The 21,505-nt window shown below is 60.5% G+C and carries 18 protein-coding genes and 2 tRNA genes; 6 read left to right on the top strand and 14 right to left on the bottom strand.

Going from position 1 to position 21,505, the window contains the following annotated elements; genetic code table 11:
* Positions 1–71 precede the first annotated feature (71 nt).
* Positions 72–284, bottom strand: coding sequence for a 50S ribosomal protein L31 (gene rpmE, locus J3T93_RS01115; RefSeq protein WP_015022244.1), 213 nt, complete (start codon positions 282–284; stop codon positions 72–74).
* 207 nt (positions 285–491) lie between these two features.
* Between rpmE and J3T93_RS01110 the strand changes: the two genes are divergently transcribed.
* Entirely contained in the window at positions 492–1,265 is a 774-nt protein-coding gene (locus tag J3T93_RS01110) for a (S)-acetoin forming diacetyl reductase (RefSeq protein WP_220236181.1), read from the top strand.
* 77 nt (positions 1,266–1,342) lie between these two features.
* On the opposite strand, the gene J3T93_RS01105 is transcribed toward J3T93_RS01110, so the two are convergent.
* Positions 1,343–2,554 (bottom strand): MalY/PatB family protein, encoded by a 1,212-nt coding sequence (locus J3T93_RS01105; protein ID WP_267430211.1) that lies wholly within the window; start codon positions 2,552–2,554, stop codon positions 1,343–1,345.
* A 143-nt stretch (positions 2,555–2,697) separates the two neighbouring features.
* Between J3T93_RS01105 and J3T93_RS01100 the strand changes: the two genes are divergently transcribed.
* Entirely contained in the window at positions 2,698–3,522 is an 825-nt protein-coding gene (locus tag J3T93_RS01100; protein WP_267430210.1) for a helix-turn-helix transcriptional regulator, read from the top strand.
* A 591-nt stretch (positions 3,523–4,113) separates the two neighbouring features.
* Here J3T93_RS01100 and J3T93_RS01095 read toward each other — a convergent pair.
* Positions 4,114–4,190, bottom strand: a tRNA-Ile gene (locus J3T93_RS01095).
* 85 nt (positions 4,191–4,275) lie between these two features.
* Positions 4,276–4,923: an ECF transporter S component gene (locus J3T93_RS01090; RefSeq protein WP_267430209.1), complete on the bottom strand. Its 648-nt coding sequence runs from the start codon at positions 4,921–4,923 to the stop codon at positions 4,276–4,278.
* Positions 4,924–5,224: 301 nt separating this feature from the next.
* Here J3T93_RS01090 and ettA point away from each other — a divergent pair, with 301 nt between their 5' ends.
* The gene (gene ettA / locus J3T93_RS01085) at positions 5,225–6,901 is read left to right on the top strand and encodes an energy-dependent translational throttle protein EttA (RefSeq protein WP_267430208.1); all 1,677 of its coding nucleotides are present in this window, start codon (positions 5,225–5,227) and stop codon (positions 6,899–6,901) included.
* A 39-nt stretch (positions 6,902–6,940) separates the two neighbouring features.
* Entirely contained in the window at positions 6,941–7,855 is a 915-nt protein-coding gene (locus tag J3T93_RS01080) for an acyl-CoA thioesterase (RefSeq protein WP_267399534.1), read from the top strand.
* 73 nt (positions 7,856–7,928) lie between these two features.
* Here J3T93_RS01080 and J3T93_RS01075 read toward each other — a convergent pair whose 3' ends face one another.
* From J3T93_RS01075 to J3T93_RS01030, 10 genes are all read right to left on the bottom strand, one after another.
* The gene (locus J3T93_RS01075; protein ID WP_267430207.1) at positions 7,929–8,516 is read right to left on the bottom strand and encodes a DUF3180 domain-containing protein; all 588 of its coding nucleotides are present in this window, start codon (positions 8,514–8,516) and stop codon (positions 7,929–7,931) included.
* Positions 8,513–9,595 carry a dihydroneopterin aldolase gene (locus J3T93_RS01070; protein ID WP_267430206.1) on the bottom strand — a complete coding sequence of 361 codons (1,083 nt, stop codon included), beginning with the start codon at positions 9,593–9,595 and terminating at the stop codon, positions 8,513–8,515. The genes J3T93_RS01075 and J3T93_RS01070 overlap by 4 nt, the downstream gene beginning before the upstream one ends.
* 83 nt (positions 9,596–9,678) lie before the next feature.
* The gene (gene ftsH, locus J3T93_RS01065) at positions 9,679–11,793 is read right to left on the bottom strand and encodes an ATP-dependent zinc metalloprotease FtsH (RefSeq protein ID WP_267430205.1); all 2,115 of its coding nucleotides are present in this window, start codon (positions 11,791–11,793) and stop codon (positions 9,679–9,681) included.
* Entirely contained in the window at positions 11,790–12,392 is a 603-nt protein-coding gene (hpt, locus tag J3T93_RS01060) for a hypoxanthine phosphoribosyltransferase (RefSeq protein WP_267430204.1), read from the bottom strand. The genes ftsH and hpt overlap by 4 nt, the downstream gene beginning before the upstream one ends.
* The gene (tilS, locus tag J3T93_RS01055) at positions 12,379–13,488 is read right to left on the bottom strand and encodes a tRNA lysidine(34) synthetase TilS (protein ID WP_267430203.1); all 1,110 of its coding nucleotides are present in this window, start codon (positions 13,486–13,488) and stop codon (positions 12,379–12,381) included. The genes hpt and tilS overlap by 14 nt, the downstream gene beginning before the upstream one ends.
* 19 nt (positions 13,489–13,507) lie before the next feature.
* Positions 13,508–14,932, bottom strand: coding sequence for a D-alanyl-D-alanine carboxypeptidase/D-alanyl-D-alanine-endopeptidase (locus tag J3T93_RS01050; RefSeq protein WP_267430202.1), 1,425 nt, complete (start codon positions 14,930–14,932; stop codon positions 13,508–13,510).
* A 110-nt stretch (positions 14,933–15,042) separates the two neighbouring features.
* Positions 15,043–16,674: a hypothetical protein gene (locus J3T93_RS01045; protein WP_267430201.1), complete on the bottom strand. Its 1,632-nt coding sequence runs from the start codon at positions 16,672–16,674 to the stop codon at positions 15,043–15,045.
* Complete coding sequence (locus tag J3T93_RS01040; RefSeq protein WP_267430200.1) at positions 16,671–17,516, bottom strand: ABC transporter ATP-binding protein; 846 nt, start codon at positions 17,514–17,516, stop codon at positions 16,671–16,673. Before J3T93_RS01040 ends, J3T93_RS01045 begins: the two co-directional genes overlap by 4 nt.
* Positions 17,517–17,569: 53 nt before the next feature.
* A complete protein-coding gene (locus J3T93_RS01035) occupies positions 17,570–18,796 on the bottom strand; it encodes a glycosyltransferase family 2 protein (RefSeq protein ID WP_267430199.1) in 1,227 nt (408 codons plus the stop codon).
* The gene (locus tag J3T93_RS01030; RefSeq protein WP_267430198.1) at positions 18,796–20,235 is read right to left on the bottom strand and encodes an AI-2E family transporter; all 1,440 of its coding nucleotides are present in this window, start codon (positions 20,233–20,235) and stop codon (positions 18,796–18,798) included. The genes J3T93_RS01035 and J3T93_RS01030 overlap by 1 nt, the downstream gene beginning before the upstream one ends.
* Positions 20,236–20,325: 90 nt before the next feature.
* Between J3T93_RS01030 and J3T93_RS01025 the strand changes: the two genes are divergently transcribed.
* Both J3T93_RS01025 and J3T93_RS01020 read left to right on the top strand, forming a co-directional pair.
* Positions 20,326–21,219: a glycosyltransferase gene (locus J3T93_RS01025; RefSeq protein ID WP_267430197.1), complete on the top strand. Its 894-nt coding sequence runs from the start codon at positions 20,326–20,328 to the stop codon at positions 21,217–21,219.
* A gap of 62 nt (positions 21,220–21,281) precedes the next feature.
* Positions 21,282–21,353, top strand: a tRNA-Glu gene (locus J3T93_RS01020).
* Positions 21,354–21,505: the final 152 nt, after the last annotated feature.

The raw sequence follows: 21,505 nt of genomic DNA, 5'->3' as shown, positions 1-21,505 counted from the left end.
TTAAGTCATAAAAAACGCCAGTCCCCACCGGGCATAGCAGAGCGACCCGGAAGGGACTGGCGTTGGAAGTGCTACTTGGTCCTCTTGCCGTAACGGGCTTCGAACCGAGCCACGCGACCACCGGTGTCCAGAATCTTCTGCTTGCCGGTGTAGAAGGGGTGGCAGTGCGAGCAGACATCAACCGTCATATGATCGCCGGGAGCGGTCGAACGGGTGATGAAGGTATTGCCGCACGAGCACGTGACCTCAACGGGATGATAATCGGGATGAATTCCCTGCTTCATGGTTACTCCTAGATCCAAGGGCCCCGGGTCGACCGCCCCTGTGGCGGACGTGAACCGGCAACCGCGTAATAGTCTAGCGCATCCCCGGGAGAACGCGATCCCCTTGCGCCACACGCCGAATCCGCCAACCGGGGTGGCCGGTCGGGCTTCCTTTAGAATCGAAAAGTCGGACCGAACGGCCCGGCAAGCCAACACAGGAGGGCAGCAATGCAGCAGGAAGTGGCGTTCGTTACAGGGGCGGCTCAGGGGATCGGCGAGGCTATTGCCCGCCGTCTGGCCAAGGACGGGTTCGCCGTGGCTGTAGCGGATATGAATACAGATAAAGCCCAGTCAGTGGCCGACTCCATCAACCAATCAGACGGACGGGCCGTGGCCGTCACCCTGGACGTGACCGACCGTGTCCAGGTACGTTCCGCCGTTGAGAAGACCGCAACCACGTTGGGCGACTTCAACGTGATCGTCAACAACGCTGGTCTCGGACCGACCACCCCCATCGAGTCCATCACTCCAGAGCTGTTTGACAAGGTGTACCACGTCAACGTGGCAGGAACCATCTGGGGGATGCAGGCCGCCGTTCAGGCCTTCCGCGACCGGGGCCACGGGGGCAAAATCATCAACGCCACCAGCCAGGCAGGCGTGGTGGGCAACCCCAACCTGATGCTCTATTCCTCCACCAAGTTCGCCATCCGCGGCCTGACTCAGGTGGCGGCGCGTGATCTGGCCAAGGAGGGCATCACCGCCAACGCCTATGCCCCCGGCATTGTCAAGACGCCCATGATGATGGACATCGCTCATCAGGTGGGGGTCAACGCCGGCAAGGATGACGAGTGGGGCATGTCCACCTTCTCGGACGGCATCGCCTTGGGACGGCTTTCCGAGCCGGAGGACGTGGCCAATGCCGTAGCCTTCCTGGCCGGGCACGACTCTGACTACATCACCGGCCAGACCCTGATCGTGGACGGCGGTATGCAATTCCAGTGAGCCTCCCGCCAGGATTCGCCCACATATGATGGACCCTCGCTGATCGGTTCTGCCCGACGGCGAGAGTCCATGATCATTCAGGCGTTGAAGACGTACTTGTCCAGACGATCCATGGCCTCCTGGACACGGCTCAAAGGCAGGGCCAGGTTCATGCGGATGGCGCAGGGAGCCTTGAACTGCCGCCCGTCCTGGACGGCCACGCCTACATCCCAGGCACGCTTCAGCAGCCGATCCAGGCTCAGACCATGATTCTTGCACCATTGCGTGCAATCAAGGAAGAGCATGTAGGTGCCTTGGGGCTTGGAGAGCTCGACTCCCTTGAAATGCTGCCGGATGTAATCGAAGGCATAGTCCACATTCCCGGTCAGGACCTGTCGGAGTTCGTCCACCCACTCCTGGCCCTGGGGCTTGTAGGCCCCGATCAGGGCATGCATGGACAGAACGTTCATGTCGTTGTAGTGGGCCTTGGACCCCTTGGCCACAATCCTGTCGCGCAGATACTTGTTGTAGATGATGTGGTAGGAGCCGACCAGCCCGGCCAGGTTGAAGGTCTTGCTGGGCGCATAGAAGGCTGCCGTCCTGTTGCGGGCATCCTCGCTGACCGACTGGGTGGGAATGTGCTTGTGGCCCGACAGGGTCAGGTCTGACCAGATTTCGTCGGAGATGACCACGCAGTCGTTGTCCTTATATACTTCCATGGCCCTCTCGATCTCCCACTTCTCCCAGACGCGGCCACAGGGGTTGTGCGGGCTGCAGAAGACCGCCACATGGATGTTGTTCTCCTTGAGCTTGCGGTCCATGTCCTCGAAGTCCATCCGCCAGACGCCCTGCTCGTCCTTCTTCAGCGGGCTGTGCACGATGTGGTAGCCGTTGTTCTCGATGCAGGACGTGAAGCCGACATAGGTCGGGCTGTGGAGCAATACTGCATCGCCAGGCGCGGCAAAAGCGGTCAACGTGGAGACCACTCCGCCCAGGACCCCGTTCTCATAGCCGATGTCCTCGGCCATCAGGCCCTCCACGCCATTGCGGGTGCGCTGCCAGTTGATGATGGCATTGTAGTACTCCTCAGTAGGGCTGAAGTAGCCGAATGCCGGGTGCTTGGCGCGCTCGATGATGGCCTCGGGGATAGTAGGTGCCGTCGGGAAGTTCATATCCGCCACCCACATGGGGATGACATCGAAGCCTTCCTTGGGAGGTTCGGGGGCAAATCCAGGCTCGGCACCCAACCCGTCAACCGCAATGGCGTCCCTGCCGTGCCTATCCATAATGCTGGTGAAATCGTATGCCATAGTCAACCTCTCATCCCGTGCAGACGCGCTCGCAGCGACCTTCCGTCAGTCTACAGCTGTGGGCTGGATCCGAGTGTCCGCGGCCAATAGCAAAGCAACGATGGTACTATCTGCCTTGAACCAGCTGATGGGGGGTGACCAGAATGGGAGATTCAAAGCCCGTTTCGCCGGCCCTGCGTCCTTTCATCCCGCTAGTGGACTTCCTAGGTGAGATTCTTGGGCCCAACGCGGAAGTGGTTCTTCAAAGCGTCAAGGATTTCTCGCATTCGGTTGTGGCCATCGCCAACGGCCACTTGAGCGGACGCACCATAGGCAGCCCCGCCACCGACCTAGTCCTGCGCATCTGGCAGAACCACAAATACGAACAGCGCGACTACCTGACCCATTACACCGGCTATACCATCCAGGGACACCCCATGGTTTCTTCTACTTTCTTTCTACGAGATGCGAGAGGACGGGTGATCGGCTTTCTCTGTATCAACTTTGACAATTCCGCCTTCCGGCAGGCCAGTCAGCAGCTAAGACAGGCAAGCGCTTATCTGGATGCCCTGGGGCTGACCGGTCCTGCTGCGGAGCTGAAGGACAGGGGGACCGCGTCGGAGAAATCGGATGCTCAAGTTGGCCGCGCCCAGCCGACTTCGGGCGCTGTCCGACTGAACGACAAGACCGTGGGCGACCAATCGACCCGTGAGGTGCTCTCGGTGAATACAAACGAACTGGTAACGCATAATATCGCCGACTTCGCCGCTGAGCTGGAAGTCCCTCCGGCGAGGGTGAACCGGCAGGAACGACTGCAGCTGATCACACGGCTTGAAGGCTCGGGGGTCTTTTTGATCAAGGGCGCAGTGGACACGGTTGCCCAGGCTCTCGAGGTCTCCTCCGCCAGCATCTACCGTTATTTGCATACCATACGCAACGCTGGCGCAGGCCCCGATCAGAGCAGATCGGCGCGCCAGGTCCAGCGTTGACACACCCCTGTCAGGGTGTATCATTAGGAGCAGATATACGGGGGACGTATACACGAGAGATCTACAGGGGCTGAGTTGATTGCAGCTCCAGAGGAGATGTATATGCGTATAGTTTCCTGGCATATGTTGACGGCTCCAACTCGAGCGCGTCCCGTACTCTTTTCTATTCTCTATTCACATACTTAGCGGTTCTGCGGAATCGTTTCCGGATCAGTGCGACACGCTTAAGCCCAGGTTGTGTATGCATATCAGCCTGCTGACACTGAAGGATGGATGCCCATTCACAAGTGCTCCATGATCCGATTTGAAAACGCGCCTAGCTCTTTTCCCCCGGCTTTCATGTGAAGCCGTACTATTGCATCGGTGAATCATGGATGCTAGAGCTAGGCGACGAGAGGACGGCCCCGACAAGATTCGGGGCTTGTCCTTCTCCTAAGACTATCAAGAAAGTTCGGGATACAAAACCCTCGAGCTGCAAAGACAAGCATCTGAAGACACCAGATTGTCATTGGACGAAGAAAAACGTCATGGCCTGGATTCGGCCGTTGATGCAACCCCCTGGAACCCGACCGGTTTCAGGGGGTTGCTTGGTGGTGGGGCCTCAGGGGCTTGAACCCTGGACCGAACGATTATGAGTCGTTTGCTCTAACCGACTGAGCTAAGGCCCCAAGCCGACAAGCAGCTGTTCCATCCTAGCAAATGCCAGGACTCATACCGCCTCCCGGTTGTGTCGGACTGCGACTGCGCCAGCCCTCAGATACCTGATCGGGCGACATGCAAATCATGCCCGGAAGCCAGGCGATCCAAGGCTCCGGTCCTGACAATGGCCTTGAAGAGCAGCCAGCTGACCAGTCCAGCGAAGAACAGACCGCTGATGATCTCGCATGCCGTGCCGACCAGCCCTCGGGGGCTGAGGAAGGCGACGCCCTGGTAATAGAAGGCCAAGAGGAAGGCGTTGTAGACCAGAGCGATCAGCAGTCCGCCCAACAGAGTGGTTCCCAGACTCCAACGCCGATAGCGAAAGATACCGAAAGCAAGCTCGGCGCAAAGGGCCTCCAATAGGGCCTGCACGAAAATCATGGGCCCAGTGTAGGCGTTGCCTGGCAGGATCTCCACCAGTACGCTGATGATCCCCACGTAGACCGCGGCCCCGGGTTTGCGGATTATCAGCAGAGACAGCGTGCAAGGAAAGTAGAAAATGCCGTGCAAAAGGGCTGCCATGCCCGGCAGAAGAGCGGTCATCAGCGGAAATATCCAGGAGGCCAGCAGACTGGCGGCCCAGTAGATCAGTCCGGCAACCGCGCCCAGACCAGCGCCAACAGCGATATCCAGCGGCTTCCAAGCAAGGGCATGGCCCGCACGCTGTGCTCTTTTGTCTCCAACGCTTGTTCGCGTCGTCATAGTCAACTCCGATCCGCCGGCACATCGACCGGTCTTCCTGATTCATGCACACAGCAAAACGCCCGGTCGTGCTGCAGACAGGCCGGATCGCAGCGTTCCTTGACCTGCGCATGCCGGGCGGGAACGTCCACTCAAGGCTACCCCGACTGTGAGCGCGGGACCAGGGTCTGGCCATAGATCCTGCCTATAGGCGGCCATACGTCTGCCTGGCCCTGCCTATCAGCCCGGCGCATAAGTCAGAAGTTCCCACTACCATGAATACAGTTTGCATTGGCTTTTCATGGTTCTGTGAGGTAGCTTCTTGGCCGAATTCATTTATCAGATGATCAAGGCGCGCAAGTCCTTCGGCGACCGCGTCATCCTCGACGACGTGACCCTGAGTTTCCTGCCCGGCGCCAAGATTGGCGTGGTGGGCCCCAACGGCATGGGCAAGTCCACCCTGCTGCGGATCATGGCCGGCCTGGACACGGTCAGCAACGGCGAGGCTCAGCTCACCCCCGGCTATACGGTAGGCATCCTGCAGCAGGAACCGCCTCTGGACGAGAACAAGACCGTGGGCGAGAACATTCGCATGGCCTTCGGCGACATCATGAGCAAGGTGGACCGCTTCAACCAGATCGGCGAGCAGATGGCCGACCCCAACGCTGATTACGACGCTCTCATGACCGAGATGGGCCAGCTTCAGGAGCAAATTGATGCCGCCAACGGCTGGGACCTTGACTCCCAGCTGGACCAGGCCATGGATGCTCTGCAGTGCCCCGACCCGGACACCCCGGTCTCGGTCATCTCGGGAGGCGAACGCCGCCGGGTGGCTTTATGCCGGCTATTGCTGGAAGCCCCCGATCTACTGCTGCTCGACGAGCCCACCAACCACTTGGACGCCGAGTCCATCCTCTGGCTGGAACAGTATCTGCACACCTACAAGGGCGCCGTCCTAGCCGTGACCCACGACCGGTACTTCCTTGACAATGTGGCCGAATGGATTTGCGAGGTGGACCGTGGCCACCTCTACCCTTACCAGGGCAACTACTCCACCTATTTGGAGACCAAAGCCAAGCGTCTAGAAGTCCAAGGACAGAAGGATGCCAAGCTGGCCAAGCGGCTCAATACCGAACTGGAGTGGGTCCGCTCATCCCCCAAAGCCCGGCAGGCCAAGAACAAAGCCCGCCTGGAGCGCTACGAGCAGATGGAGAACGAGGCCCGGAACAACAAGAAGCTGGACTTCTCCGAGATCCAGATTCCGCCGGGTCCTCGTCTGGGCTCCAAGGTGCTGGAGGCTGAGCACATCCACAAGGCCTTTGGCGACCGTGTCCTGATCGACGATCTGAGCTTCACTCTGCCTCGAAACGGCATTGTGGGCGTCATCGGCCCCAATGGAGTGGGCAAGTCCACGCTCTTCAAGACCATCGTGGGACTGGAGCCGCTGACATCGGGCTCCTTGGAGGTCGGCGACACGGTCAAGATTTCCTACGTGGATCAGAACCGCGAGGGCATCGACCCCAGCAAGAACCTCTGGGAGGTAGTCTCCGGGGGGCTGGACTTCATCGAGGTCGGAGGCGTTGAGGTGCCCACCCGCGCCTACGTAGCCTCCTTCGGCTTCAAGGGCTCGGATCAGCAGAAGCCGGCCGGAGTTCTTTCCGGCGGAGAGCGCAACAGGCTGAATCTGGCACTCACCCTCAAGCAGGGCGGCAACCTTCTCCTGCTGGACGAGCCCACCAACGATCTGGACGTGGAGACCCTGGAAAGTCTGGAAAACGCCCTGCTGGCCTTTCCCGGCTGCGCTGTGGTCATCTCCCACGACCGCTGGTTCTTGGACCGTATCGCCACCCATATCCTGGCCTGGGAGGGCACGGACGAGAATCCGGCCTCCTGGTATTGGTTCGCGGGCAACTTCCAGGCCTACCAGGAGAACAAGGTCAAGCGTCTGGGCGAGGAGGCCTCCAGGCCCCACCGAATCCACCGCAAGCTGACTCGCTGAACGAAATACGCCACTGGGAATCGGGGGCCGAGGAGAAGCATGAGCACCGAGGATGAAGCACTGGCCCAGGCCATCGCTGGGCTGAACCTGCAGAAGCAGCAGCCCGCCGATGGCCGTTCCCGTTTCCTTGGAAAATCGTTGGACTTTCCCACGGGACGCCTCTATGGTGGCCAGCTGCTGGGTCAGGCCATCATGGCCGGTGGGCGGACCGCGCCCCAGGGCCGACTACCTCACTCGATGCACGCCTATTACCTGCGCACCGGACTCCTGAATGAAGACGTTCAGGCGGAAGTGGAGACCATCCGTGACGGCCGTTCCTTCTCCTCCCGACGAGTTGATCTGCACCAGGGGGAACGGACCCTCCTAAACGCCCTGCTCTCCTATCAGCAGGTCGGCCAGGAGGGCGTCCGCTATGACGACCCCATGCCGACGGGACTGCCTGATCCGGAGGACCTGCCTGGTTCACGAGAGCTGATGGAACCCTATGCTGACAAGTCCCCCTTCGCGGACTACTACGCCCATCGGAGCCCCTTCGACATGCGTCATGTTGGCGGCACGGTCCTGTTGGATGATGCAGATGACGCAGTACCCGGGGATTCCAAGAACGACGACAGGGGTCGTCAGGCCGTTTGGAGCCGCACCCAGGGAAGAGCCGACCTGGACCCGCTGATGCGCCGAGCGCTGCTGGCCATGGAATGCGATCAGATCATGATGGAGCCTGCCCTGCGCCGTGCCGGGCTGAGCATGACTACCCCGGGGATTTCCTTCGCCTCCATCGACCATGCCATGTGGTGGTATCAGGACCTGAATCCCTGCGACTGGCACTGCTTTATTCAGGAGTCCCCAGTAGCCGACCACGGACGCAACCTATGCATGGCCAAGGTCTACAACCGCCAGGGTGACCTAGCTGCCTTCATGGTTCAGGAGGCCATGATCAGGGTGCCTAAAGACTGAACGGCCACCAGGTCATCGCGTATTTTTCAAAAAGCACAGGGTTAGCAGCATGGTCGGCAGCGACCGACCGTCTTCAGGAATTTCTTAGCGACGGCCTTAGACGCTGATCAGCATGATTCTCACTGGCATCGGCCTTTGTCTCCGCCCTGTCAACAGTATCGGCTGCATCGGCCATGGGTCTTTGTGAGGACTTTCGCCGGTCGGTATTCTCAGGTCCGTCATTCGGCGGCAGTTGACAGAGCCACTCCCCCACGGCCCCGGCTACCACATTGATAAGACAGACCAGGGATGCTACCAGGCACTCCTGCATGACCCGTGTGTAATAGGGCGCGCCTGCATGGCCCATGCTGATCAGAGCCTGACTGCCGTACCAGCCCAACAGAGCGGCACAGGCAACGCCCAAGGCCTTGCTCATGATCAGCACATTGACCGCGAAGCGCAAATCCATCTCCTTGCGGTCTCCCCTGGCGTAGCGATGCACCTGGAAGGCCATGATCAGGATGGCCACCCCAAGCAGGAAGAGCAATACGCTGACCAGCCAGGGAACCCCCATGAGGTCCGTCCTGGTGGACATGCCCAGTTCCGAGATACCGGCACCTCCAATCAGCCCAAGGATCAGGGCGACCAGGTAGTGCACGAGCGGTGTGCGGCGGGCCCTCATGACAGACCGTCCAGAATCCAGTCCTCCGAGACCAGGCTGATGCGATCACGGTCAGGAGCACGGTTGGCCAGGCTGGCCAGACAGGATCCGCCAGCACCAAGCAGGCAGTATTCAGGCTCCAAATAGGCCCAGGGAATCAAAACGCGCGCTGGAGCATCAGCGGTCAGCAGAGGCGGACGGTCCTGGGAAGACAGAACAGAACCATCCAGAGTCTCCACCTCCACCACATCGGCATCCAAGCCGCCCATCTGCCTGATAGGAGCGGCCACCATGTCTAGAGCCGACTGCAGCTCCTCCAGATTCAGCGGCGTCTGCAGGATAACCACAGCCGACAGACGCTGATCCCCCTGATCATCCCGGTAGGCATATAGAGGCGAGATGCCGACCAACTGACTGCCGGGGATTCCGTCCAGAGCTGCAAGAGCACGAAGCATGGCCAACCGATCTGTTCCCGATGCTCCCTCCAGCGCAATTACATCACGCATCGGAAGGCCCTGCGGCTTGGCTCTTTCAACAGTCGGCCGGCTGAAAGCTTCGTTATCATTCTCCGGACCCGAGGACAGACTGTTCTCTGTAGAGGAGGTCAAGGGGTGACGCAGCCGGGCCTGCGCCGCATGGCCAGAATCGGCCTGACCAGACAGCAGGAATGAGGGATGCCCTAGAGCTGCATTCCCCCCGCCGCTAACTCGTCCAGATTCCATGCTGGCCGGGTTGCCTTCCACCTGATCGTCGGCCGCACGCTCCAAGGTGACGCCCACCTGAAAATCGACCCCTGTTCCCTGGTCGGCGCCCAGACGGGTGACCGTAACCCGGGTGCGGCGTATCTGGTGGGAGAGCAGGATGGCATCAGCCACCTTGGCAGTCAGGGATTCCAGAATCTCATCAGGCGACTCGTTTTGGATCAGGTTGACGATCCGACGGACAATCTGCACATAGTCCACTGTTTGAGTGCCGTCGTTGAGCCTGCCTGCCTCACTCAAATCCAGGTAGAGGACGGCATCGACCTGGTAGCCGAACCCAGGCTTCTGCTGACCATGCAGGGGTGCGACCTTGATGGAGCTCAAACGGATGGAATCCATGATGTATGCTCCTCCCTTGCCTTAGAACATTTACCGCCGCACGCCCTCGGGACCATATGCAGGACACCGAGCCGATCCAGAATTCAGTGCTGGTCCGTTGCGGACGAACCATTCACGCTGCGCCTGAGCTCCTCAGGAATCTCCACGGGTGGCTGCTCAGAGTCCGGCCGATCCGGCGCAGACAACCAGAGCTGACGCTCCGGAGCCTTGCGCAAGCCAGCGAAGACCGCAGCCAGTTCGTCCTTGTTCAGGGTCTCTTTGACCAGCAGCTGTCGAACGAGCTCGTCCAGCACGTCACGGTTCTCGGTGATGATCTGCCAGGCCTCTTGGTGGGCCGTCTCGATAAGATTGTGAACTTCCTGATCGATGGCCTCTGCGGTTTTCTCCGAATAGTTGTGGGGCTTCAGGGCATCAAGCCCGGAATCCTGGTCATTCTCGTCAGCCCACTTGATGGCTCCCAACTTGGATGAGAACCCATACTGCAGGACCATCTGCCGGGCGATGCTGGTGGCCTTTTCGATGTCGTTGGAAGCGCCTGTGGTCGGGTCGTGGAAGACCACCTCCTCTGCCACGCGACCGCCCATAGCGTAGGCCATCTGGTCCAGCAGTTCGTTGCGGGACTGCGAGTAGCGGTCTGTGGTAGGCATGACCGCAGTGTAGCCCAAGGCCCGTCCACGCGGCAGAATGGTCACCTTGGTGACCGGATCGGTGTGGTGCAGGGCCGCAGCAACCATAGCGTGGCCGCCCTCGTGATAGGCGGTGTTGCGCATCTCGGCCAGGGCCATGCCCTTGGTCCGCCGCCGAGGTCCGCTCAGCACACGGTCAATGGCCTCGTCGATGGCCCGGTTGTCAATCAGCTGGGCGTTGGAACGCGCAGTCAGCAGAGCCGCCTCATTGAGCACGTTGGCCAGGTCGGCGCCGGTGAAGCCGGGCGTGCGCACGGCCACAGTGTGCAGGTCCACATCCGGCACAAAGGGCTTGCCCTTGGCGTGGACCTTGAGGATGGCCTCGCGGCCTTCCAGGTCTGGGGCCTCCACGGCCACCTGACGATCGAACCGGCCGGGCCTGAGCAAGGCCGGATCCAGGATGTCTGGACGGTTGGTGGCTGCAATGATGATCAGGTTCGTATCGTTGTCGAAGCCGTCCATCTCGACCAGCAGCTGATTCAGAGTCTGCTCACGCTCATCGTGACCGCCGCTCATGCCGGAGCCGCGCTTGCCGCCCACTGCATCGATCTCATCGATGAAGATGATGGCCGGCGCATTCTTCTTGGCCTCGTCGAACAGGTCACGCACTCGGGAGGCGCCCAGACCGACGAACATCTCGACGAAGTCGGAGCCTGCCATGGAGTAGAAGGGTACGCTGGCCTCGCCGGCGATGGCCCTGGCCAGCAGGGTCTTGCCGGTTCCAGGGGGACCATAGAGCAGGACGCCACGGGGTATGCGGGCACCCAGGGCCTTGTACTTGGAGGGATCCTTGAGGAACTCCTTGATCTCCTCCACCTCCTGGACAGCGGCCTCCTCGCCGGCCACATCCGAGAACTTGGTCTTAGGGGTCTGCCCGTCGTTGAGCCGGGCGGAGTTCTTCTTGCCGCCCATGCCGAACATGCCGCCGCCTGCCGCCGAGGACATGCGTGAGAGCAGGAACCAGAAGACCCCCAGAATGATCAGCATGGGCAGGATGGAAGAGATCAGGTAGCTCATCATGCTGGTCTGCGGCACCACTGAGTTGTACCCCTCGGCGGGCTTGGCCTTCTCGACGGCTTTGACCACCTGCTCCCCCTGGGCCTCCACATAGTAGAACTGCACGTCCTTGCCGAAGTTCTTGGAGCTGCGGTTGCCGCGGAAGCCGGGTACATCCTTGACGAAGTCGCTGTTGAGCTTGAGCTCGACGACCTGCATCTTCTCGGTGATCTCGGCCTTCTTGACCATGCTGCTGCGGTCGTTCAGCAGCTCTAGGCCATCCTGGGTGTCGATGGTCTGGGCGCCGTTCTGGCTGCTGAAGAAGCCGAAGATGGCCAGGATGATGACCACGGCCAGAATCCCCCAGAGCCAGGGGGAACGCCAGAAGGAACGGTTGCCCCCGTTGGGGCCGGATCCGTTGTTGCCCAAGTTGAAGTTGAAGGGGTTGTTGCCCTTGTCCCCGTTGTCCCTGCCTCTATTGGGCGGACCCTGCTGCGGTCCCTGCGAGTAGCTCATGACTGCTCCCCCTGATCCTGATGATCCTGTTCCTGGGTCGGGTCCATGTATTCCTCGGACCTGAGTACGGCTATCGAGTCAAGATTACGGTACTGCTCCTCGTAATCCAGTCCGAAGCCCACAACGAATTCGTCGGGTATGGCGAATCCTGGATACTTGACATCCACCTCGACCTCGTGCCGCGAGGTCTTGTCCAGCAGGGTGAAGATCTCCACCGATGCAGCTCCTCGCTCCTTGAGATGCTCAACCAGCCAGTGCAAGGTGTAGCCGGAATCGATAATATCCTCAACGATCAGAATATGCCGTCCGCGCACATCGCAATCCAGATCCATCCTGATGTCCAGGTCCCCCTTGGAAACGCTGGTCTTGCCTGCCGGATAGCTGGAAATGCTCATGAACTCGATCTGCACCGGTATGGTGACGGCCTGTGAGAGGGCGGCAAGCGTATTGAAAGCCCCCTTGAGCACGGCCAGCATGATCGGGTTCTTACCCTGGTAATCCCGGCTGATCTGCTCGGCCGTCCGGTTGACCAGCTCCTCTATCCGTTCCTTGGACACCAGTTCATGGTCGATATGGGATTGAATATCAGCGATGCGCATGGTCTCCATCATTGCATATGAGAATGACTTGACCCTTACGGATTGCTGTATGGGAGCTGGGAAAGCGAGGGCCCTGCTGGCCGTGCCATCGGCAGACCAGATCATCCAGGGCCCGGACCTGCACGGCCGTGAACCGTATGCGCAGCTTGGTCAGCACCTGGGCCAGCAGGCGGGTGCGCAGAGCCGGGTGACAGTCGGCCAATCCGTGGGCATCCAAGCAGGCCAGCACCCCCTTGGCTCTCTGGTCCAAGTCAGGGCGGGCGACTAGCCGCTGGCACAGCCCATCCACCTGGGTGTCCAGGTAATCCTGATCAAGACGGGCCATATCCGCGCCCAGTGCCAGACGGCGAACCATGTCCCGGCCAGCGAAGCGATTCAAGGCTGGCAGCAGGTCATGGCGGATCCGCGAGCGCAGCGGCAGCGTCTCGGGAAGCGTGGAGCCGTCCGGCTGATCATCACCGTTGGTGGGGTCGTCCCACCAGTGAATCCCTTTCTGGCGGCAAATGGCCGTAGTGTCCTTTCGATCCAGGTCCAGGAATGGGCGCAGGTAGCGCATTCCTCCACGCTCTACACGCCGGGCCATGCCGGTGATGGCCTCCAACCCCTGGGAGCGAATCAGGCCAATCAGCACCGTTTCGGCCTGATCGTCACGGGTGTGCGCCAGAAGGACGGCCCTGGCGCCAAACTTGAGGGCCTGCCCAGAGAGGGCCCGGTAGCGGGCTGCACGGGCGTCAGCCTCAAGACCAGCCGTAGTAACAGGCACATCCACTCTGGTGACGCGGACCGGATCCAATCCCAGCTCCCGGCAGGTTCCAGCCGCGCGTTCGGCGATCCGATCCGAATCAGGCACCAGACCATGATCGATCAGCAGGGCGCCGCACCGCAGCCCGGTCATATCAGCCACCAGGTGGGCCACATAGGCCAGGGCCAAGGAATCCCGGCCTCCCGAGCAGGCCACCAGAATCAGCGGGGCATCCGGATCGGGCCTGTGCACCCCGTGATGGGCGAACCGCCTATCCTGCAGGCCCAGGCCCTCACGGTCCAGGTTCGAACGCAGGAGCCCCACTGCCTTTTTCATTGCCGCTGAATAGACCATGGTTCAGGCTTCTTCCTGCTCAAATCCGATCCAGGGATCCGACCAGAGTGTCCACAGCCTGTCGGGCAGCAGCCGCATCCTCGGGATCGTTGACGACCACAGCAAAGACCAAAACACCACCAGAGCGACGAATCACATTGCCCGTGAGCGAAGTGACCTGATCCAGAGTACCGGTCTTGGCCCGAATCAGTCCATCAGCCTGGTCATCCACCTTTCGGCTGGCAGCTGTGCCGGTCAGACCCACTACAGACAGGCCCTTGACCAGGGGGGTCAAACCCTTGTCCGCAAGCGCCAGTTGCTGGACGTCAGCCAAGGTGCCCACCCGCAGGACGGAGCCGGGGGTAAGCCCCGAGCAGTCGGCCATCTTGAGTCCTGCGGTGTCCACGCCCAGCTTGTTCAGTGTGCTGATAACAGCTTTCACAGCACCGGCTGGGCTGTTGGGCATGTTCAGAGCCAGAGCGGTCAGGCGGCCGAAAAGCTCGGCCAGACTGTTGTCGGAGTTGCGCAGCATAAGCGACATAACCTCACTGAGCCGCGCTGAGTGGACACGGGCCAGAACCCTACCCCGGGCGTGGTCAGTCCGATCCGGCCCCTGGGCATTGTCCACCTGGATCCCGGCCTCCATCAGGCTGCTGGCGAAGGATACTGCAGCGGCCCCCGCCGGGTTTTCGACCCTGGGCAAGTAGACCCCTGCATCCGGATAGGCAACAGGCTCAGCCCGTCCCTGCCGAGCCTCATCCACAGCCATGGAGACAGGCACCTGGAAGTAGATCCCGTCAGGATTATTTTCTGCAATTCCCTCCGGCTCCTGATCGTCGCCGAAAAGCGTGTCCTGGTAAGCCAGGGACACTCGGTCGATCCCCTGCCGGTGCAGAGCCTGAGCCGTCTCCTCGGCCAGAGTCCCTAGTCCGGCCCGGCCATTGACATGCAGGGGGTCGTCTTTGCCTACCCCCAGGAGCATATCGCCGTGACCGCGCAGGGTCAGCATTGCCTGCGAGGGGGTAGAGGAATCCAGAACCGCCTCAGTGTCCAAGTGTGAGGACATGTCCAGAACAGAGGCGGCTGCGGCTGCGGTCAGGGTCTTCATAGTGGAGGCTGGCTGGCGTGCCTGGTCCGCGTTTTTCTGGGCCAGCACCCGTCCGTCAGCCTGTCGTATGACCAACGAGTACCCATTACCCAAGCCAGGTGCGCTGGTGAAGGCATCGACTAGCTGCTGGACCTGGCTGGCATCCACAGTAGACCCAGGCTTGTCGGCGGCGAGAGTCGGCGGCTCTCCTACCATGACTGCAGGGGGGACCGAAGAATGGCTGGTCTTAGCCAGGGTCAGCGGTCCGGGCACCAGGTCGGTCAGGTCCATGCATGCATAGCCGACGACCAGCATGACAGCCACCAGCGTGGCCAAAGCCACCCGCCAGCGTCGCTTGATCCGCCGACGACGTGTCATGCGCAGCTGATGTCTGTCACCCAATTGCTCACTCCCGGACTTGCCTTCGCCAACCGAGTTCGGATCGGTAGGCACCATCCAACTAGCCTAGTACTGGCCCTTCCACTGTCTCAGGACTGCAAAGCGGCATAGCGATCCAGAGTCAGCAGAATGGCCGACTGTCGACGATCGAAGATCCGGGACCCTAAAGCGACACCCACAGCAAGCACAATCAGACCGTTCGCCAGTGCGACCGGCAGGGGCAGCCAGATGGGAAGCATCCCGCCCATGGTCAAGGCCAACGATGCCACCGAGAAAGTGGGCAGCATGATCACCAGACTAACCAACAACTGCAGCATTGGCAGGAAGCCTTGGGCAACAGCACGTCCCTGCGGTGAGGTGAAGGGCTGATCCATGGAGGGCACCGGATAGATGAGCAAGGCCGAGAAGACCTGGGCTACTCCCAGTCCAGACAGGAGCAATCCCACGGTCACAGCCAGCATATCCAGGGAGATGACCAGATTTCGTCCGCCCTTCATTGCGCCGGAGAAGGCCAAAGTCACCAGCCCGAGCAGGAGTATGCAAGGCATGGCCACGCTCAGATGGCTGCGGACACGGGACAGCCGGTCCTCACGACCCTTCACTCCCGCCGCTATCTCCATGCGCAGGGCAAGCCCTTCGTAGGCCAAGGCGTTGCCCTCGGGAATCTCCAGAATCAGGGCACCCAATACCGGTCCCAGCCATAGCATCATGGGCATCTGACGGAAGATTATTGCGTATAAAATCACCACGACCAGCAGAAGCGGATAGCTAATAAGCTTGCGAGAGTCCTGACGAAGATAGATCAGCAATCGCGCAGCCATAGCATCCACAACGTCCCGAGACCGGCCCAGCATCCCCAGCCCCTTGGGGGCAGCCGACCGTTCAGCACTCGCCCCAGCATGCAAACGGTCATGACGCAGGCACAGCATGCCGATCATGAAGCAGAGAGTCAGGGTGGCCAGCTCCATGCACAGACGTCCGACCAGAGCCCACCATGATCCCGAGAGGAAATCCTCCGGCAGGCGGACAGCGGCGCCCAGTGGCGTCCAGGCCAGTATGTCGGCCACGGACTTCAGGGAATCAATGTCGACTGCCGTGCCATCCATAATCCCGCTGCCCAGCAGAGAGGGCAGCGTGCACAAAAGCATGCTTACCACGGTGACCAGCAGATAGAGCCCGGATCGGGTGCGCCGGGAGACCATCAGGGTACCGACCAGGTCCAAAACGGCCCGGGACAAGGCCAGCACCACCATGACAGCCAGCAGGGCTGCGATCAAAGCCACGATCGCGGCTCCGACACCCATGCGGACATAGATGGCCGTCAGAGCCAGGAAGCAGATAATACCAGTGAATCCCGCAGGCCCGGTCAGCCCGGCCAGGTAGAGCCCCACCTGCAGCTGGACGTCAGGAATCCCGTAAAGGACGAATCGCGAAGGGCTCAGGATCGACCCCTGGCCCAGAAAAGCCAGTTGAATCAGGATTACACCCAGAGTCAGCCCGACCAGGAACAGGACCAATATGGTTCCCATACGCTGCTGGTCGTCCAGACCGGCACTGAGCATCCAGCCTCCCAACGACAGCGCAGCCTGCCACGAGGCCAGGCAGATGCCTATGATCATGAGCAGGCTGATGATGGCGCCTACCATCTGCCAGGAGGAGTGCTTGATGGTTCCCCAGGTAATGGACCAGCGCATGGCGATGATGGTGAATGCCGCGTTCATTCCGTCTCCTGGCCCTCCTCGGACCCGGAGCCGTTCAGCCAGGCGATTCTTTTAGCCTGGTGACGGCCGCCGACAAGCTCCAGGAAGCGATCCTCCAGATCCTCGCCGGCAGCGACCTGGGCCACCGTGCCGTCTGCCCGAACCAGACCATGGTTGATGATGGCCACATGGGTGCACATCCGCTCCACCAGGGCCATGACATGCGAGGAAATGACCACTGTTCCTCCGGTATCGATATACTCGGCAAGGATGTCTTTGAGATTGGCGCTAGAGACCGGGTCAACTGATTCGAAGGGCTCATCCAGCACCAGAAGCCTAGGGGAATGAATCATGGCTGTTGCCAGGCAGATCTTCTTGAGCATGCCCGACGAATAATCACAGACCCGCTTGCCGCCAGCATCAGTCAGATCGAAGGCGTCAAGCAGGTCCCTGGACCGGCCCAGCGCCTCACCGCGCGGCATCCGTCGAAGCATGCCCGAGTAAACCAGCAGTTGCAGACCCGTCAGCCTGTCGAAGATCTGATCGCTCTGGGGCATGACGCCGATGATGCGCTTGGCCGTGTCCACGTCCGACCATACGTCCCTGCCCAGGATCATGACATTGCCGGAGTCGGGCACCAGAAGTCCGGTCATCATGTTCAGCGTTGTGGTCTTCCCTGCACCATTGGGGCCGACTATCCCGTAAAAGGACCCCTTGGGAATGTCCAGAGAGAGGGCGTTGACAGCAGGCCGACCCTGATAGCATTTGACCAAGGCGCGGATAGAAACCGCTGCCTGCGGATCTGGCGGAGGGACCACTGCCGTCTGGGCGATCATGCTGGTTGCTTGCGCTTCGTCGGACATGGCCTTAAGTCTAGCCTATCCCCATTTCGCTGTCGATTGAGGGACTACTGTCCTTAATGCCCTGAATGCTCGATGGGCTTCCATCCCGGATTGGCAAAAATGGCCTGGAAGGAGATAGGCACGTAGCTGAGCATGAAGATGGGGAAGCTCAGGCAGTAAGCAAAAAGCTCCTTGTTGGATGCGCCGATCTTGTCCCGCTCGGCCAGCACGGTCAGGGCAGCCAGGCCCATCATGGCCAGGACGCCCAGAATCCCAGCCGCTATGCCATCGATCAGACTGGTCACCTGACTGGTCCAGGTCACGAAGCCCAGAGCCGGGAAGAGCAGACCGAAGAAGCAGCGGACCAAACCAAGGACGGTCAGCGGGCAGATCAGGATGGTCAAGTCCACGGCCGAGAAGTCGCGTTCACGGAAGGCCCGGGAAATCAGGGCGGGCCCGTAGTAACGGAAGACCTGAAGAAAGCCCTTGCTCCAACGCAACCGCTGCCGCCAGCTCTGCTTGAAGGTGACCGGCTGCTCGTCATAGAGGATGGCTGTGCCGCAATAACCGATGCGCTCGCCGTGTAGAACCGAATCCATGGTGAACTCCAGATCCTCGGTCAGCAGGTGGAACTTCCAGCCGTTGTTGCGTTCCATAACCTCCCTGGAGAACATGAACCCGGTACCGCCCACGTGACAGCTGGAGCCGATGACCATCCTTGAGGTGTTGAGGAACCGGGATTCACGAATGAACCATAGGGCTGAGCCGGAGGAGACCCAGTTGTCCGAGAAGTTGACCGAGTTGCGGTAGCTGGTCAGTATGCGGAAACCGGACTGGAAGGCTTTGTTCATCTCTTCTATGTAATGGCGGTCCAGGATGTTGTCCGCATCGAAGACGAAATAGGCATCATAGCGGAAATCAAGACCCCGATCGAGTATCTGCTCCAGCAGGAAGGTCAGAGCGTAGCCCTTGCCCACCCGGGCCGGGTCCTGCCGCTCGACCACATGGCAGCCCAGGGATCTGGCCAGCCCAGCGGTATTGTCAGTGCAGTTGTCAGCCACCAGCCATATGTCGACCATGGAGAATGGATAGGTCTGCTCCTTGATGGAGTTGATCAGATGACCAACCACCTGCTCCTCGTTGCGAGCGGAAATAAGGACGGCGAACCGCTTGTCGAAGGGAGCATCAGGAAAGACCACCGGCTTGGAGACGAAGGAGATGACGATGCAGATGGCCTGGTAGACGATGCCCACCCCGCCCAGCAGCACCATCAGTACGTCCAATACTTTGAGCAGAGCCATCAGCGCCACTCCTTGCGGGGGTTGTCCTCCACCTCGGGGGCATCGTCCCCGGTCTCGGTACCCCTGAGCGGCCTGTGCCTTACTGGGGCCGAGGCGGACTTGGGTATGGGCACCGTGGCTGACTCGTCCAGGTCCTTGGCCGTCGGTGAGGATGTCGGGTAGAGCTGGCTGGCAATGGTCATGACAGGATCGTCCACTCGAACCCTGGCACTGGTCCCCTTGGCCGACCGGCTGCCCACATGGCTGGCCACCGGCTGAACCACGTGCTCGTTGAAGGCCTCGACACCCTCGACCACCTTGGACTTGCCGACCGGCTTGGGATCCTGCATGAGCGGGGAGTCGATCAGCTCGTAATGCTTGACCGAAGCCGAGAATATGGCCTGGAAGCTGGCCGCCAGAGGCAGAGCAAGGAAGGCGCCCAAAGCGCCGAAGACCGCGCCCAGGGCCAGTACAGAGAGGAAGGCGATGGCTGGATTGAGGTCCATGGTCCGCTGGGAGATCTTGGGAGCCAGGATCATGTTTTCAATTTGCTGGTAGATGATGATGTAGACCAGCACAATAACAGCCACCAGCAGTCCGCGGCTCCCCCAGGCCACCACTATGGGAACGGCCCCGCCTATGTAGGTGCCGATGGTGGGCACGAACTGGGATACCAGCCCGCAGAAGAGGGCCAGCGGCAGCCAATAGGGCACCTTGAGAATGACCAGGAAGACCGACATGCAGGCTGCGGAGATGAGCGCCAGAATGGTTCTGCTGAACAGGAAGCTGGAGATCTGATCCTGGGCGATGGTCCAAACGAAGAGGAAACGGCGCTGGCTCCTGGGAGCCAGCCACTGGCAAAGGCTGCGGCGCAGCTTGGGGCCTGCTGCGGAAATGTAGTAGATGACCAGCAGAACGGTCATGATATTGATGAAGGACCCCGCCAGCCCCACGGTGGTGGTCAAGGCCTGCCCAGCGAAGTCGGTCACCCAGGATGTCTGAATGTTCTTGACGATCTCCCCGCCCAGATCCTGCATGGCCGGCAGGTGCCAGGGGGTGCGGCTGGCGATGAATTCCGCCACCTGCTCATAGAGGGCCGGCAAGCCGTTGGCCATGCCGATGACCTGCTGGACCAGCAGATTGCCGAACATGCCCATGAGGACAATCACAATGATTATCAGGCCTATCAGGGTGACCGCCGAGGCTGCTCCCCGCCGCCAGCCATGCCTGACCAGCCTGAGCACCAGGGGCTCCATGGCCAGGGAGACGAAGATGGCAATCACCACGTCCAACACCAGGAATTCGATTTTCCACCAGGATGCGTAGGCGAACCAGGCCAGAAAGACAGCTATCACTACATAGAGGAGGGCGCGGCCGAACCATTCCGGAGGTCGGCGCGGATCCCCCTTGGGCGGGAAGACCGTCGCGAAATCGAAGCGCTGCTTTTGCTCGTTGGCCATATGTTCCATTATCCCAAGATGGCTGACATGGCTGGCTGTAGGGCACAGGTTGAGCCGACGGTGTATCCGGGCACACGTATCCTGAGGGGTATGTTGACCGTTTCCATAGTCATACCCGCCTGGAATGAAGAAGAACGAATTGAGGACTGCCTCCTGAACGCCACCAGGCAGAGCCAGGCGCCCAAGGAGGTGCTGGTAGTCGACAACCGCTCCACGGACGCAACGGCCTCCATCGTCGAACAATTCATCGATCAGCACCCTGACCAGCATGTCAAGCTCCTCCGCCAGGACAGCGAGCAGGGGTTGATCCCCACCCGCAACTACGGACTTGACCGGGCAACCGGCGACGTGTTGGGCCGGATCGATGCCGACTGCATGCTTCGTCCCAACTGGGTCGAAGTGGTCTCCGGCATCTTCACCCGGGATCCAAAGGCCATGGGCGCCACCGGGCCAGTGGCTTATTACGACATGCCGGGCAAGCGGATCGGGCTCAAGGGCGACAACACCATTCGCCGGGCCATCTACCGGGCGGACGACGGGCAATACCTGCTATACGGTTCCAACATGGCCCTGCGCGCCACGGCCTGGCGGGCCATACGCAACCAGGTCTGCAGGGACAAGGAGGACATCATGCACGAAGATGTCGATATCTCTTTGCACTTGATCGACCAGGGGTTCAAGACGGTCTATTGCAAGGACATGAATGTGGGCATCAGCGCCCGCCGGATGGACACCTCTTTCACATCCTTCCGCCACTACATGCAGCGCTTCAAAAACACCTTCGACGCCCACCCTCAGCACACCCGGGAGCAGAAGCCCGAGCACACCCTCTACGCCATCTACCCGATCCTGCGAGCCTTCTACCCCGTCTACCAGAAGTACCTGGAATCCGCCGACATCAACCCTGCGGAACGTGTCTGGATCCGCGAACAGATGGAGCTCTTCCACCGGCGCGACCAGGAGCTGGACCAGGAGGACCACTGACCAGCGGACGGCACACCAGGCTTGCCTGGTGTCCATAGGGTGCGGGTATCATGGGCACGTTCGCCCCCGTCGTCTAACGGTTAGGACACCAGACTTTCAATCTGACAGCGAGAGTTCGACTCTCTCCGGGGGTACAAGTCAAAGAGTTGAAAAATGCCGGATACCGCCGCTCAGCAGATTCGGACAAGATTCAGCGCAAAAACAGAATCGGGCTGTTTCTGGTCATATTAGGCTAAGATAGCGCGTACTCATAGTACACGCTTATGAATAATCGGCTCCGACAGAA

It is taken from the genome of Bifidobacterium sp. B4111, assembly GCF_026537235.1.
Classification (GTDB): Bacteria; Actinomycetota; Actinomycetes; order Actinomycetales; family Bifidobacteriaceae; genus Bombiscardovia.
This window is presented reverse-complemented; position numbering and strand designations above follow the sequence as displayed.